Source organism: Pectobacterium sp. IFB5596 (assembly GCF_021432585.1).
GTDB lineage: Bacteria > Pseudomonadota > Gammaproteobacteria > Enterobacterales > Enterobacteriaceae > Pectobacterium > Pectobacterium punjabense.
The window spans coordinates 62,424-76,327 of record NZ_LXFY01000012.1 but is presented as its reverse complement, the minus strand read 5'-3'; the positions used below and the strand labels follow the sequence as shown (position 1 = coordinate 76,327).

The window sequence follows — 13,904 nt, the reverse complement described above, 5'->3', positions numbered from 1 at the left end:
CCGGTTAAGGCTGCTGTGGCGTAATCGCGGTTAGAGTGTAGCCGCTGTCGTTCTGGATAAAGCTGAACGTGACTGGCGTATTGACCGCGAGCGGCGCTATCTCGCTACTAGATGGCAGCATGAATGCCATTGTCATCGCGGGCCATTTCAGGTCGGCAACCGGGGCGTGAGAGAGCGTGACGCTATCGGTGTTCCACTGTTTAACAATCCCGGTTGTCTGATAAACGGCCGCGATCGCAGGCGAGTTGGCATGCATCATCGCGTGATGCTGGTGGTCGTTTGCCCACACTGGGAAGGCGAAGGAAGAAACAGAAAGAATCAGGCTGCTGATAACGGCAGTGTAAGTGATACGCATAAAATAATCCCAATAAAAGTCATTGATAAACAAGGTGTTGCGCTCGATGGCGCAGGCGTTATCAATCGCTTGGGTTATTCTCTGAATCGGCAGAAGCGGATCTCAGCCGGAGGGCCAGCCGCAGGAGGAGAGAGCCAGGCATCACATGCCTGATTAAGCGTGATTGGGTTATCCGCTAAAACCAGTTCGTTACTGACTGGCAGCGCTAACAATGCCAGCGATCCATTATCCTGCTTCACACTATCCGGCACGCAGTGCTTTTCACACAGCGGTGTTTGCTGGTCTGCAGCGTAAGAGGCTTTCGCTGCATGGTGAGCGTGAGAGGATTGCGGCTGAACGTCAGTCTGTTGCAGATGTGCTTGATGCTGGATCGCAGGAGGTGTCTGGCTGAGCGTCATATCGCATTGATGACCTGCGATAGCCAGTTGTGCATTCAGGAAAAGCCAGCACAGTGCCAATAGCCATCCCCACCTGCCTTTGTGGCGCAGATGATGAATGAGTAATGGAGACCGTGATGATGCGGACATGACATTTCCTTTTTGGATGTCGTGGCAGTGTAAGCGTCTGGGCAGGAAGGGGGCAAGCGGGGAATGGCATAGTTTTGTAAAGCCGGTTTGTAAATTGGCAGATAGTCATCTGCCAATGTTATCAATGAGTTAATTATATTTAATCGTACGGTTACTGGAGGAGGAACTGGTACGTGGTATCCGAGCGATAGACTTTCCCCGGTTTCAGCCAGCAGTCGGGCTGCGGCCAGTCGGGGTGATTCGGGCTGTCTGGCAGGAATTCACTTTCCAGTGCGACACCGGCATAGTTTTCATACTGGCCGCCGTCTCGTGAGGGTGTTCCGGTCAGAAAGTTGCCGCTATAGAGCTGTAAGGCGGGAGCGCTGGTGAAAACGCTCATCAGCACGCGGCCATCGGATGACCATAAATTGGCTGCTGGGCTTTCGCTGGAGCCACAGGTGCGATGCAATAAATAGGCATGATCGTAGCCGCCAACAGCCATTTGATCGCTATCGCGCAGGAAATCTTCCTCTAGCGTTTTGGGCTGGCGAAAATCCATGCCAGTAGCGTTTACCGACGTCAGGTCGGCGTTGGGAATGCCCGCACTATTGACGGGTAAATAGTAGTCGGCAAATAGCTGCAACTGGTGCTTACGTACATCAGTCAGATCGCCATCCAGGTTGAAATAGGCGTGGTTGGTCAGGCAGACAGGACAAGCTTTCTCCACGGTAGCCTGATACGAGATTTCTAACGAGTTATGTTCGGTCAGCGTGTAGGTGACCTGAACATTGAGGTGCCCTGGATACCCCTGATCGCCATCCGGTGAGTGCAACTGGTAAGTCACCTGCGCTGCATCCTGACTGGTAATTCGCCAGCGGCGGGCATGAAAGCCTTCCGGGCCACCGTGCAGTTGATGCTCGTTCTGATTTGGAACCAAATTGAAGGTTTCGGCCTCTCGGCTGAATGTTGCTTTGGCTATGCGGTTGGCATAGCGGCCAATCGATGCACCGAGATAAGCGCTTTGTCGCGGATACTGCTCGGGCGATGCACAGCCCAATAAGACTTCTCGCACCTCACCCTCTGGTAGCGGCAGCTCACAGGAAAGCCAGGTTGCACCCCAGTCCATCAGGCGCACGCGCATGCCTGCTTGATTCTGCAAGGTCGTTAATTGAAACGGCTGACCATCGGGTGCCAGCGTGCTAAGACTTTCATTCAACATGACTTGCTCCTGTAGAGGCCTGAGAAGATAGAGAAGGTTGGCCGATGGTTGTAATGTTGGGAAATTAAGCAGAAAGGAGTGTGCTGACAAAGTACGTCGAGCGGTGTTAATGGGTAGATCGTAAAGACGCTGCAAGTACGCCCTGTAAGCTCGAGCCGCGCAGATATGAATCTCATCCCTGAGATTCACCCTTTTAGGGTCGTCGCAAGCGACGCTCAAAAACGTTCCTGACGTTTTTGTCCCTGGCGCGGACGCTTTACTCTTCTATCCCATTATCACCGTTCTTGTTCCGTAAATGGGTTGTCAACGGTATGAATCAGTTCTGCTTATCTTCCCTTATCTGTCACTCAGCGTGAAAAAACGCCGTCATTCTTCGTCGTACCCATTGGGGTGCTTGGATTGCCAGCGCCAGGTATCCTGCGCCATTTCTTGCAATGAGCGTGTGACTCGCCAGTTAAGATCTTTCGCTGCACGTTCGGCATCCGCCCAATAAGCGGGCAGATCGCCCTGACGGCGCGGAGCAAAATGGTGAGCGAGCGGTTTACCACAGGCTTGGCTAAAAGCCTCGACGACCTGCAATACACTGTAGCCTACGCCAGCACCGAGGTTGTAAATGTGCACACCGGCACGATTTTGTAGGGTATTCATGGCGGCGATATGACCGTCGGCCAGATCGACAACGTGGATGTAATCCCGTACACCAGTGCCGTCAGCGGTAGGGTAGTCATTACCGAAAATCGCCAGCGAGTCGCGACGTCCGACAGCAACCTGAGCGATGTAAGGCATCAGGTTATTGGGCACACCCTGCGGATCTTCACCCATCTCACCCGATGGATGTGCGCCAACCGGGTTGAAATAGCGTAACAGTGTAATACTCCATTCCGGCTCGGCATGCTGTAAGTCTTGCAGAATTTGCTCGACCATCAACTTGCTGCGGCCATAAGGGCTAGCAGGGTGTCCCGTTGGGAAACTTTCTTGATAAGGTGTGCATGGCTGATCGCCATAGACGGTGGCGGAAGAGCTAAAAATCAGGTTTTTTACGCCGGCTTTCTTCATCGCCTCAACCAGTACGAGCGTACCGTTGACATTATTGTCATAGTAACTCAGCGGCTCACGTACGGATTCACCCACGGCCTTTAAGCCAGCAAAATGGATGACGGAATCAATGGAATGTTTAGCGAAAATGTCGTCCAACAGTGCGCTGTCGCGGATATCTCCCTGATAAAAAATGGGCGTTTTGTCGGTTAAACGTGTGATGGTTTTAACGACGCTAGCTTTGCTGTTGCACAAGTTATCGAGAATGATGGGAGTGTGTCCGGCCGCCAGCAATTGTACACAAGTATGACTCCCTATGTAACCGCTACCACCAGTGATGAGAACGTTCATAATGACCTCTATTATCGCAATGCTGCAAAATAACATGGCTAGATACTGAAAAAGGTGATCTACAGCGAGAATCTGCCTCTGTTATCGATGATTTTTTTACGAATAAACATAGTGAAGCGTAGGCTATAGTGTAAATGAGCCTGATCTTCTACTCTATATTTTATTTTGTGGTAGCGTTATCATCCCTGTTTTTAGGCATTATTTACATAACTCATCAATCTGATAGCGATAGATGTCGTTGTGAGGAACGAAAGTAAGCCGGTGTGTGATGCACTCGGGCGCGTCTTCCGCGTGGTGAGAGACAAAGAGTAGCTGTGTTTCCCCTTCTCCAATCAAGATATCCAGCCAGCGGCGCACCAATTGCCGATTGAGTGGATCGAGCCCCTGTAAGGGTTCGTCCAGAATGAGCAACGTGGGATGTTTGACTAACGCGCGAGCAATCAGCGTCAGGCGCTGTTGGCCCCAGGAGAGCGACTGAAATGGCGTATCGGCGATAGCACCATTGAGTCCAAGCAGGGTAAGCCATTGTTCGGTCAGGTGGCGCTGACGATCGGAAACGGCCTGATAAATACCGATAGAGTCAAAGAAGCCAGACAGGATGACGTTACGTACGCTGGTGCTGACGCGGTAATCCAGATGGAAACTGCTGCTGACGTAGCCGATGTAGCGTTTGATATCCCAGATGGTTTCACCGCTGCCGCGTTTACGACCAAACAGGGTGAGGTCATTACTGTAGCCTTGTGGGTGATCGCCGGTAATCAGGCTGAGCAGCGTTGATTTTCCTGCGCCATTTGGCCCAACAATCTGCCAATGCTGGCCAGACAAGACTTCCCACGTGAGTTCGTGAAGAATCGGACGATCGTTGTACTGCACCACGCCGTTGCGCAGTAGAACACGCGCTTTGTCAGGAGGAAGCGTGATATAACGCTGTGGATCTTCGGGTTCTGGCAGCGAACTTCCAGATAGCTTTTCGCTAAAAGCGAGCTGAGCCACCAGCGCCTCAGAGAGGATCGCTTCACGCTGGCCGATGCGGGTCAGCGTACAGTCTGCTAACACACCAACATGGTTGATAAAGTCAGGGATGTCGTCAAAGCGGTTGAGAATAAGCACTAGCGTATAGCCGCCGTCAGCCTGTTTCCGCAGTTCATCGGCAAGCTGCTGGCGGGAGGCAATATCCAGCCCGTCAAAAGGCTCATCAAGGATTAGCAGGTCAGGCTGAGGCATCAGCGCCTGACACAGCATCGCCTTGCGTGTTTCCCCTGTAGAGAGGTACTTGAAGCGGCGCTCCAGCAAATGCGCAATGCCAAACTGGTGTGCCAACTGTTGGCAACGTGCGGGATCGTTGAGGCTATCTTGAATTACCTCTGCCGTGGTGCGGCCAGTGTCATCCTCGCCTTCACTCAGCATGTCGGTGTTATTGCGCTGCCACTCGTCGGAAACCAGTTTTTGTAATTGTTCAAACGACAGGCGTACGGGGCGTTGGAATCCCGTGGTGCGTTCACCACTCAAGAGCGGCAGTTCACCGGATAAGGCCCGCGCCAGTGCCGATTTACCGCTTCCATTGGCTCCGACAAAGGCCCAGCACTGGTTTTGTTCAATCGTCAGTTCGTCCAGACGCAGCATGCGGGTATCGCTGAGACGAAATAACCCCTGCGTGATTTTCAACAATGACATCTTCTATCCTTCGTCAGTGGTTTGCTTCGAGGTCTCGCATCCCAGTGAGATTAACAAAGCGTGGCGATGATGACCCGGTCAGCATTAAAACAGGCTTTCACATCCGTTCCCTGCTGTAGTTTTTGTTGCTCAAGCAAGGTATTTGGCACCATGGCACACAGGGTTTCCCCCCCGGTCAGCGTAATCAGAAGTTCGCTGTTCTCCACACCCTGCTGAATGGTTTGAATCCGCCCTGCCAGGACGTTATCTGCGGCAGGTGCGGTAGAGGTGGTCGCGTATACGTCGATCCACGGTGCTTTAATTAATGCCAGTACCTCTTTCCCTTTCTGTAATTGCAGACGTTCGGCGCTTTGCTGCGTAATCAGTGCGCTGATCGTTGTTTTACCATCGGCGAGCAAAATATCCAGATGTTGTTGTACCTGCTCTTCACTGCGTGCGAGCACGGTTCCAAAAAACTGGTTACGTGCGCTGGTTTGCAGCGAGAAACGCGCGATGGCTGCCAGCAGGCTATCCAACGGCAATCCGTCTTCCTGCAATACATCAAAGGCTTTTTGCTGAATCTGTGCGAGCAAATCGTACAGTTGGAGAAGGCGTTCACCGTAGCGAGTGAGTTGCGCACCGCCGCCACCTTTACCGCCGGTCATACGTTCGACGATAGTTTGCTCGGCCAGTTGGTTCATTTCATTGATGGCATCCCATGCGCTTTTGTAACTAATTCCCGCCAGTTTGGCTCCCTGACTGATTGAACCGGTATGACGAATTTGCTTGAGCAATTCAATACGCCGTGGGTCGGCGAATAAACGCTGTTGGAGTTTCAGGGTGAGAAGAATTTCAGCCTGCATAGTGGGATCACCATTAGAAAGTTTAATTCACTGTATTGTCGCTATTTTCTGCATCAGGGGCAAATCGCACAAATAGACGCACTATTTTCTCTTACTGCGGTAGACTACGTGGCAATTACGACGATCTCGGCTTACAGTGAAATAGCACATTCGACGAGCTAAAGTAGCGGTAACCGTTGCAATAAGTGAGGTAAGCATGTTGGAGTTGTTGAAGAGCCTGCTGTTTGCAGTTGCTATGGTTCCTGTGATGATGGTGGTTATCATGGGGGCAATTTATTGCCTGGGCGAAGTGTTTAACGTGTTGTCCCGCATCGGTCATTCTGACGGTCAACGCGCAAAGAATCAGCACTGATTCACGATCCTTTCCTATTTTGATGTCCGGCTTTTGGCCGGACATTTCTTTTCTACCCCCTATATACCCTAAATAATTCGAGTTTCAGGACAAAACGTTAACGTTTTGAACAACGCGAAGCGTTAGCCCTTTAGGGCGATGCTCAGTTATGAGCATCATAACGCGGCAAGGGAAGGACAAATTCGTCGGGAACGAATTTGACCAGCCAACGGCTGGCCTTCGGTGAGAGACAGGATGTCTCTCATTTCATCCCGATGAGCTTACTCAGGTAAGTGATTCGGGTGACTGACAAATCTGCCAGAGGCAGGTTTGAACGCGGCTTGCAGCGGCCCCAACGGGGCGAGGTACACGCCAGTGTGCCGAGTAACGCAGCCAACGCACATGCAACTTGAAGTATGACGGGTGATCTACCTCTTTAAAGCGCATGACAGTGCTTCATGATTCGTTATATCATTATTTACACAACGATAATTGTCAGGAGACAAGAATGAAGCAGCAATGGTTAAAATGGGTTGCCGCATTGACCCTCAGTGCAGGAATGGTGTTGCCCGCGGCGGCAGAAGATAAAGTCACGGTCTTTGCCGCAGCATCACTAACCAATGCGTTGCAGGAGATCGCTGCGCAGTATCAGAAAGAGAAAAACGTCGCTGTCGTGGCGTCTTATGCCTCGTCTTCAACATTGGCGCGTCAGATTGAGCAAGGTGCACCTGCCGATCTGTTCATCTCCGCTGACCAACAGTGGATGGACTACGCGCAGGATAAAAACCTGATGGATACCGCCACACGTCACACACTGCTGGGCAATGAGTTGGTCGTGATTGCACCGAAGGTGAGTGCGCAGAAAGATATCAAGATTGACGATAAAACCGACTGGAAAAGCCTGCTGAAAGGCGGACGTCTGGCCGTTGGTGACCCGGATCATGTACCTGCCGGAATCTATGCTAAAGAAGCCTTACAGAATCTGAAAGCCTGGGATGAGCTCTCCCCGTTGATGGCGCGAGCTAACAACGTGCGTGCAGCCATGGCGCTGGTGGAACGTGAAGAAGCGCCGCTGGGCATTGTTTATGGTTCTGACGCGGTTGCCAGTGAGAAAGTTAAGGTTGTCGGTACGTTCCCAGCAGCGAGCCACAAGCCTGTCGAATATCCGATGGCGGTAGTAAAAGAACATAAAAACCCTGCGGTTACTGGTTTTTATGACTACCTGAAAACGCCGGAAGCGGCAGCCGTGTTTAAACGTTATGGCTTTGCGCCGCGTTAACGATGCTGAGTGATTACGAATGGCAGGCTATTGAGCTGAGCCTCAAAGTATCCGTTGTGGCCGTGGCTTGCAGCTTGCCGTTTGGGATACTGATAGCGTGGGTTTTGGTGCGCTGTCGGTTTCCCGGCAAATCGCTGCTGGATAGTATTATCCATTTACCACTGGTGCTGCCGCCAGTGGTCATTGGTTATCTGCTGCTGGTGGCGATGGGAAAACGCGGCGTAATCGGTTCCTGGCTCTATGACTGGTTCGGCTTCAGTTTTAGTTTTAGCTGGCGCGGTGCGGCGTTAGCGTCTGCGGTGGTCGCGTTTCCGCTCATGGTCAGAGCGATTCGTCTCTCGCTTGATGCCGTCGATACGCATCTGGAACAGGCTGCCAGAACGCTGGGTGCCACGCCTTGGCGCGTGTTTTTCACCATCACTTTACCTCTCTCTTTTCCCGGAATCGTTGTTGGCACTGTATTGGCATTTGCTCGCTCTCTGGGGGAATTTGGCGCAACGATTACGTTTGTTTCTAATATCCCCGGCGAAACCCGAACCATACCACTGGCGATGTATACCTTGATTGAAACGCCGGGCGCAGAGGCGGATGCTGCAAGGCTATGTATCATTGCCATCGTCCTGTCGCTGGCAGCGTTGTTGGCATCAGAATGGCTAACAAACTGGAGCCGCAAACGGTTGGGGGGATAATGCTACAACTCGATTTTTATCAACAACTGGGTAGCCTCGAACTCCACGTTCAGTCTGAACTGCCCGCGAACGGTATTACTGCCATTTTCGGCGTGTCTGGGGCAGGAAAAACGTCACTGATCAACGCGGTTGTTGGCCTGACGCGGCCTGATAGCGGTCGGATTGTGCTTAATGACCATGTGCTGGTGGATACGCAGCAGCGTGTTTTTCTTCCGCCAGAAAAACGGCATATCGGCTATGTGTTTCAGGATGCCCGTCTGTTTCCACATTATCGTGTGCGCGGCAATTTGCGCTACGGTATGGCTGAAAAAATGGCATCGCAGTTTGATGACATCGTCAATTTGCTGGGTATCGAACATTTACTGAATCGCTATCCGCTGACGCTGTCTGGTGGCGAAAAGCAGCGTGTTGCGATAGGTCGGGCATTGCTGACTGCACCGGAACTGCTGCTTATGGATGAACCCCTGGCGTCGTTGGATTTGCCGAGAAAGCGTGAACTTTTGCCGTATTTGGAACGGCTGGCGAAAGAGGTCAATATTCCGATTTTGTATGTCAGCCACAGTTTGGAAGAAATAGTCCGGTTGGCCGATCATGTTGTGGTGCTGGATAAAGGCAAAGTGAAAGCACAAGGTTTACTGGAGGAGGTGTGGGCAAGTAGCGCACTACGTCCTTGGTTACCAAAAGACGAGCAAAGCAGTATTCTCAGTGCGCGCGTGTTGGCTCAGCATGCGCATTACGCGATGACGGCATTGGCATTAGGCGATCAGCAGGTGTGGGTCGGCAAAGTCGAGCTCCCGCAGGATGCCGCATTGCGCATTCGTGTGAATGCCGCCGATGTCTCTTTGGTGCTACAGCCTCCGGAAAAAAGCAGTATTCGTAATGTACTGTGTGCCAGTGTGGTGGAGTGTATCGATGTCGACGAACAGGTTGAAGTGAAGCTAGCGATTGGCCAGCAGACGTTGTGGTCCCGTATCACGCCGTGGGCTCGAGACGATCTTGCGCTTCATCCTGGACAAACGCTCTATGCGCAGATTAAGAGCGTGTCGATTACGGCGTAAACCCATACGGTTGTAAAAACAGGCTGAGCGATAGGGAAGTGCTCTATATCGCTCGGTTTATCGTGTTAATTTCGCCAGTATTCTGTGACTAAGATAACAGAATGCATATTGAGAGTGATTTTCAATTCGTTTTTCCTACCGTATGGGCAAGGTAGTCAGATAAATTATCCCCGCGTTATTTTTTTTAATCATAAAAAGTAATCGATTACTTTTTGTTTTCACCTGTGCTACGGGATAAAAATAGGAGAAGGACATGCTCTGTATGACGTTACTACGCCGTGCGCTCGCTATACCGCTATTGTTGATGGTTTCATCAGGTCTGGCGCTTGCCGAGCGTCCAACAGAAAGCCAGAAAATAGCCTTGCAGATGTATACGCTGCGCAGCCTGAATACGCTTGATGAGCAATTTTCCATGGCGCGAGACGCCGGATTTAAGGCGGTAGAACTCGTGGGGACGCACGGCATTAGTGCGTCAGAAATGAAAGGGTTATTAGGAAAATATCAGTTGAAAGCCATTGCTGCGCATGTCCAGCTTGGCGAACTGAAAAGCAATATGGCTGAGGTTGTCGCCTTTAACAAAGCGATAGGCAACCGCATGATTATCGTGCCGTGGCTCAATGTTGAAGACCGACCGAATAGCGCAGAGGGATGGCAGCGTTTTGGTGCGGAAATGAACGATCTTGGGCGTGAACTGAAGAAGCAGGGCATGCAGTTGGCTTATCACAACCATAACTTTGAGATGAAGAAGTATCGCGGTAAAACGGCGCTGGAAATCATGTTAGATGCCGCAGAGCCAGAGAACCTGATGCTGGAAATGGATGTTGCTTGGGTATCCCGAGGAGGGCAAGACCCCGCGCGCCTTCTGCGCCAGTACAAAGGCCGTATCTACTCGATTCATGCGAAAGACAATACTTCCATCGGTATTCGCGATGATGAAATGAACTTTGCCCCACCAGGTGAGGGCATTTTGGCATGGGAAGACATTCTCCCTGCGGCGGCTAAAGCGGGTGCCCATTGGTATGTCGCTGAGCATGATTTGCCGAAAGATCCACAGACCATTATTTCCACCGCCTATCAGTCTCTATATGAAAAGCTGAGTAAAGTGAGAAGTAAGTAAGAAACGGAAATGACAACCTGCGGTCAACGAGCCGCAGGTTGTCAGAAGTCGAAGCGCGAAAGGTGAATGCGACGTAAGTTAGCTGGATGCCCGCTCGACAAACGTCCATTCCAGTAAGCGTTTTTCTGTTGCGCTGGCAGGTTGGTCGATCTGTTGTAAGAGCAGCTTCACGGCTTCTCTGCCGATATGTGCCGAGGGTTGTTGGATGGTGCTAAGCTGTGGTGAGGTGATGTAACCCAACTCCGAACCGTCAAACCCAATTACCGCAATGTCCTGCGGTGCACTCAGCCCTGCCTCACAGATTGCGGATAGGGCACCTGCTGCCAGCGTATCGGATACCACAAAGACGGCATCAGGTCGTTCAGACGTGTTAAGCAACGCCGCCATTGCCGCTTTTCCACCTTTATAGCTCAGCGTACTGGCGTATTCTACCTTGCTATAATCAAACGCATTTTCCGCGAGCGCGTCGCGATAACCTTTTTCTCGCTGCTGGGCGTAGAGGTAATTCATATCGTGGTTAATCATGGCGATACGGCGGCGGCCTTTGCCAATAAAGTGATTAATCACAAAACGGGATGCTTCTGCGTTATCAATCCCGACGGATGAAATGGCAGACGTATCGTCATGCTCGGCGCACTGCACCCAAGGCGCGTTGCCAATCATGTCCTGAAGCGCAGAAAGCGTCGAAATAGCGTCCATGGTGATCACGCCATCGACCATTTTACCGGACAGCAGTTGCAGGCTGGAGTGTGCGCGAACGATATCGGCACCTGAATTGCACAGAAGGATGCGGTAGCCATTTTCTTCCGCTTCCGCCTCAATGCCTTTCACCACATCGGCGCAGAAAGGGTTGGCAATATTGGAAACCATCACCAATAACATGTTGCTGCGTGCGGTACGTAGCTGACGGGCCAGTAAGTTCGGCTGATAATTGCTGCTTTTTATCGCATTGAGAACACGTTCCCGGTTTTGCGGCTTCACGGTATCAATGTTGTTCAATACCCGTGAAACGGTTGCGACTGAGACACCGGCTATCCGTGCTATTTTTTGAATCGACATAATTCAGAAGGCACTCACGCTACTTATGCTTGGCTGAGCAGATTACCATAAATATCTCTGGCTGCATCCCGCAGGCGTCGCCCCTGCGGGATGAGTATCCTCAGCGAATAAACGGCCTGATACCTTAATTGGCGACCTTCACCCACTTTTGCTGCTGATGGCTTTGTACGATGGCATCAATGATGAACATGATGTTCGCACCGTCGTAGAAGGTGGCGAAATTAAACGGATCGACCACCGGTTGCTTGCCGTCGCGCAGATAGCTGTAAAAATTCGCCATCATATTCTTGAATGCGTCCGGCCAGCCTTCGATATGACCGCCGGGAAAGTGGACTGCGGCGGCGGCTTCCGGATTCAGCAATGCGGGATCGTCCGATAACAGCTGATTGGGTTTATCGCGATGACCAATCCATAACTGCTGCGGCGTTTCCTGATCCCAGGCCAACGATTGTTCGCTACCATTCACTTCGAACGTCAGACGGTTTTTTCGGCCTGCGCTGACCTGAGAAACGGTAAACGATCCGCGGCTGCCATCATCAAAACGCAGCAAAACGGTCGCGTAATCCTCGGTTTTAACCGGCTTGTCGTCGTATTCGGGCGGTGTATCGGAAGAGGAGAACGTGGCGGTGCCATTCCGATTGGATTTGCGGATCGGATGGACGATCGCGAAATCGGCGAGAACCTCGACAATTCTCCGGCCGGAAATAAACTGCACCGTGTCGCACCAGTGCGAGCCGATATCAGCTACCGCACGGGAAATGCCACCGTATTCCGGTTCAACACGCCAATTATAGTCGGTGTCGTGCAGCATCCAGTCTTGCAGATAGCCGCCGTGCACCGCAAAGAGGCGTCCGATCTCCTGACGTTTAATCATGCTGGCAGCCTGCTGCACCATGCCAAACTGGCGATAGACGAAGCTGACGCCGTGGACAACGCCTTTTTCTTCCGCCAGCGCCACCAGCTCACGTGCTTCTTCGCTGCTCATACACAGCGGTTTTTCCGAAAAGACGTGTTTTCCCGCCTGAATAATCTGCTTATTGATTGCCGCATGAAGGTGGTTTGGCGTGCAGTTATGAATCGCATCAATGCCGGGATGATTTAACAAATCAGCGACGCTGCCGTAGGCGTGAGGAATGCTGAGCTGACGGGCTTTTTGCTGAGCGACATCCAGCGAGTTTTCTGCCAGCGCCACCACGTCAACAAAGCCGAGGCGACGAATCGCTTCTATATGTGCTGGGCCAATAAAACCGGAACCAATAATGCCAACGCGGATCATTCTGCGTTCTCCTCTTTTAATCCCAACATTTTTCTTACCAACGGACGATCGTCGCTGGTGGCGGCGAAATCGTCAAAAGCGCGCTGAGCGACGGGAATAATATGGCGATTGATGAACGCAGCGCCTTCTTTCGCTCCACAGTTACTGTCTTTCAGGCAGCATTCCCACTCAAGTACGGCCCAGCCGTCATAATCGTATTGGGCAAGTTTGCTGAAGATAGCGCCAAAATCGATCTGACCATCTCCCGGAGAACGGAAGCGCCCGGCGCGTTCTGCCCATGACTGATAGCCGCCATAGACACCGCTTTTGCTGGAAGCGGTAAATTCTGCATCTTTCACATGGAACGCTTTGATTCGCGCATGGTAGCGATCGATAAAACCGAGGTAGTCCATCTGCTGCAAATGCATGTGACTCGGATCGTAAAGAATATTGGCGCGTGGATGATGATTAACGACCTCAAGGAAGCGTTCAAAGGTTACGCCGTCGTGTAAATCCTCTCCCGGGTGCAGCTCGTAGCACACATCCACACCGTGCTCGTCAAAACAGTCGAGGATCGGCGTCCACAGGTGGCCGAGTTCTTTAAAGGCTTCCTGAATCATGGCCTCTTTACGCGGTGGCCAGGGGTAAAAATAGGGCCAGGCCAGCGCGCCAGAGAATGTGGCGTGGGCGTTTAGTCCTAAGCGTGAAGAGGCCTGTGCTGCCTGCTTGATTGCCGCAATAGCCCACTCTTGACGAGCCTGCGGATTGCGGCGATAAGCCGGTGGTGCGAAATCGTCAAAGGCATCGTCATACGCGGGGTGGACGGCAACGAGCTGTCCTTCCAGATGGGTCGACAGTTCGCTGATGGTTAGCCCATGCTGCGCCAGTAGACCTTTCACATCATCACAATACGTTTGGCTGTCGGCGGCGGTGGCGAGATTGAATATATGCGGGTGATTACAGGGGATTTGCAGCGCTTTAAAGCCTAATTCGGCTGCCCATTGCGCCAGATTTTCCAGCGAGTTAAAGGGAGCCTGATCGCCAATATACTGGGCGAGAAAAATACCCGGTCCTTTTAACGTTTTCATTATTACCTCCTTTGGCAACGGTTTGTAGTCATGAATACCGTTGCAC

General features: G+C 51.8%; 14 protein-coding genes. 5 read left to right on the top strand and 9 right to left on the bottom strand.

Features of this window, described 5'->3' with window-relative positions:
- Positions 1-4: 4 nt before the first annotated feature.
- The 6 genes from A6301_RS10110 to modE all read right to left on the bottom strand — a co-directional run bounded on the left by A6301_RS10110 (position 5) and on the right by modE (position 5,982).
- On the bottom strand, positions 5-355 hold the full coding sequence (locus A6301_RS10110) for a copper-binding protein (protein WP_107169844.1): 351 nt from the start codon (positions 353-355) through the stop codon (positions 5-7).
- Positions 356-429: 74 nt separating this feature from the next.
- Entirely contained in the window at positions 430-882 is a 453-nt protein-coding gene (locus tag A6301_RS10105) for a hypothetical protein (protein WP_234257715.1), read from the bottom strand.
- A 151-nt stretch (positions 883-1,033) separates the two neighbouring features.
- Entirely contained in the window at positions 1,034-2,080 is a 1,047-nt protein-coding gene (galM, locus tag A6301_RS10100; RefSeq protein ID WP_234257714.1) for a galactose-1-epimerase, read from the bottom strand.
- A 366-nt stretch (positions 2,081-2,446) separates the two neighbouring features.
- On the bottom strand, positions 2,447-3,466 hold the full coding sequence (galE, locus tag A6301_RS10095; RefSeq protein ID WP_205541698.1) for a UDP-glucose 4-epimerase GalE: 1,020 nt from the start codon (positions 3,464-3,466) through the stop codon (positions 2,447-2,449).
- Between the two features lie 198 nt (positions 3,467-3,664).
- A complete protein-coding gene (gene modF, locus A6301_RS10090; protein ID WP_234257713.1) occupies positions 3,665-5,140 on the bottom strand; it encodes a molybdate ABC transporter ATP-binding protein ModF in 1,476 nt (491 codons plus the stop codon).
- Positions 5,141-5,190: 50 nt separating this feature from the next.
- Complete coding sequence (gene modE / locus A6301_RS10085; protein ID WP_234257712.1) at positions 5,191-5,982, bottom strand: molybdenum-dependent transcriptional regulator; 792 nt, start codon at positions 5,980-5,982, stop codon at positions 5,191-5,193.
- Positions 5,983-6,178: 196 nt separating this feature from the next.
- Between modE and A6301_RS10080 the strand changes: the two genes are divergently transcribed.
- From A6301_RS10080 to A6301_RS10060, 5 genes are all read left to right on the top strand, one after another.
- Positions 6,179-6,334 (top strand): AcrZ family multidrug efflux pump-associated protein, encoded by a 156-nt coding sequence (locus A6301_RS10080; RefSeq protein WP_010285329.1) that lies wholly within the window; start codon positions 6,179-6,181, stop codon positions 6,332-6,334.
- Between the two features lie 487 nt (positions 6,335-6,821).
- Positions 6,822-7,592: a molybdate ABC transporter substrate-binding protein gene (gene modA, locus A6301_RS10075; protein WP_234257711.1), complete on the top strand. Its 771-nt coding sequence runs from the start codon at positions 6,822-6,824 to the stop codon at positions 7,590-7,592.
- Between the two features lie 2 nt (positions 7,593-7,594).
- On the top strand, positions 7,595-8,281 hold the full coding sequence (modB, locus tag A6301_RS10070; RefSeq protein WP_234257710.1) for a molybdate ABC transporter permease subunit: 687 nt from the start codon (positions 7,595-7,597) through the stop codon (positions 8,279-8,281).
- Entirely contained in the window at positions 8,281-9,339 is a 1,059-nt protein-coding gene (modC, locus tag A6301_RS10065; RefSeq protein WP_107169853.1) for a molybdenum ABC transporter ATP-binding protein ModC, read from the top strand. The genes modB and modC overlap by 1 nt, the downstream gene beginning before the upstream one ends.
- Positions 9,340-9,592: 253 nt before the next feature.
- Positions 9,593-10,456: a sugar phosphate isomerase/epimerase gene (locus A6301_RS10060; protein WP_234257709.1), complete on the top strand. Its 864-nt coding sequence runs from the start codon at positions 9,593-9,595 to the stop codon at positions 10,454-10,456.
- A 78-nt stretch (positions 10,457-10,534) separates the two neighbouring features.
- Here A6301_RS10060 and A6301_RS10055 read toward each other — a convergent pair whose 3' ends face one another.
- From A6301_RS10055 to A6301_RS10045, 3 genes are all read right to left on the bottom strand, one after another.
- Positions 10,535-11,515 carry a LacI family DNA-binding transcriptional regulator gene (locus A6301_RS10055; RefSeq protein WP_107169854.1) on the bottom strand — a complete coding sequence of 327 codons (981 nt, stop codon included), beginning with the start codon at positions 11,513-11,515 and terminating at the stop codon, positions 10,535-10,537.
- A 124-nt stretch (positions 11,516-11,639) separates the two neighbouring features.
- The gene (locus A6301_RS10050) at positions 11,640-12,791 is read right to left on the bottom strand and encodes a Gfo/Idh/MocA family protein (protein WP_234257708.1); all 1,152 of its coding nucleotides are present in this window, start codon (positions 12,789-12,791) and stop codon (positions 11,640-11,642) included.
- A complete protein-coding gene (locus A6301_RS10045) occupies positions 12,788-13,858 on the bottom strand; it encodes a sugar phosphate isomerase/epimerase (RefSeq protein WP_234257707.1) in 1,071 nt (356 codons plus the stop codon). The genes A6301_RS10050 and A6301_RS10045 overlap by 4 nt, the downstream gene beginning before the upstream one ends.
- Positions 13,859-13,904: the final 46 nt, after the last annotated feature.

Coding starts and splice junctions, on each gene's coding strand:
- A6301_RS10110 (WP_107169844.1), bottom strand. CDS start 355: ATGCGTATCACTTACACTGCCGTTATCAGCAGCCTGATTCTTTCTGTT.
- A6301_RS10105 (WP_234257715.1), bottom strand. CDS start 882: ATGTCCGCATCATCACGGTCTCCATTACTCATTCATCATCTGCGCCAC.
- galM (WP_234257714.1), bottom strand. CDS start 2,080: ATGTTGAATGAAAGTCTTAGCACGCTGGCACCCGATGGTCAGCCGTTT.
- galE (WP_205541698.1), bottom strand. CDS start 3,466: ATGAACGTTCTCATCACTGGTGGTAGCGGTTACATAGGGAGTCATACT.
- modF (WP_234257713.1), bottom strand. CDS start 5,140: ATGTCATTGTTGAAAATCACGCAGGGGTTATTTCGTCTCAGCGATACC.
- modE (WP_234257712.1), bottom strand. CDS start 5,982: ATGCAGGCTGAAATTCTTCTCACCCTGAAACTCCAACAGCGTTTATTC.
- A6301_RS10080 (WP_010285329.1), top strand. CDS start 6,179: ATGTTGGAGTTGTTGAAGAGCCTGCTGTTTGCAGTTGCTATGGTTCCT.
- modA (WP_234257711.1), top strand. CDS start 6,822: ATGAAGCAGCAATGGTTAAAATGGGTTGCCGCATTGACCCTCAGTGCA.
- modB (WP_234257710.1), top strand. CDS start 7,595: ATGCTGAGTGATTACGAATGGCAGGCTATTGAGCTGAGCCTCAAAGTA.
- modC (WP_107169853.1), top strand. CDS start 8,281: ATGCTACAACTCGATTTTTATCAACAACTGGGTAGCCTCGAACTCCAC.
- A6301_RS10060 (WP_234257709.1), top strand. CDS start 9,593: ATGCTCTGTATGACGTTACTACGCCGTGCGCTCGCTATACCGCTATTG.
- A6301_RS10055 (WP_107169854.1), bottom strand. CDS start 11,515: ATGTCGATTCAAAAAATAGCACGGATAGCCGGTGTCTCAGTCGCAACC.
- A6301_RS10050 (WP_234257708.1), bottom strand. CDS start 12,791: ATGATCCGCGTTGGCATTATTGGTTCCGGTTTTATTGGCCCAGCACAT.
- A6301_RS10045 (WP_234257707.1), bottom strand. CDS start 13,858: ATGAAAACGTTAAAAGGACCGGGTATTTTTCTCGCCCAGTATATTGGC.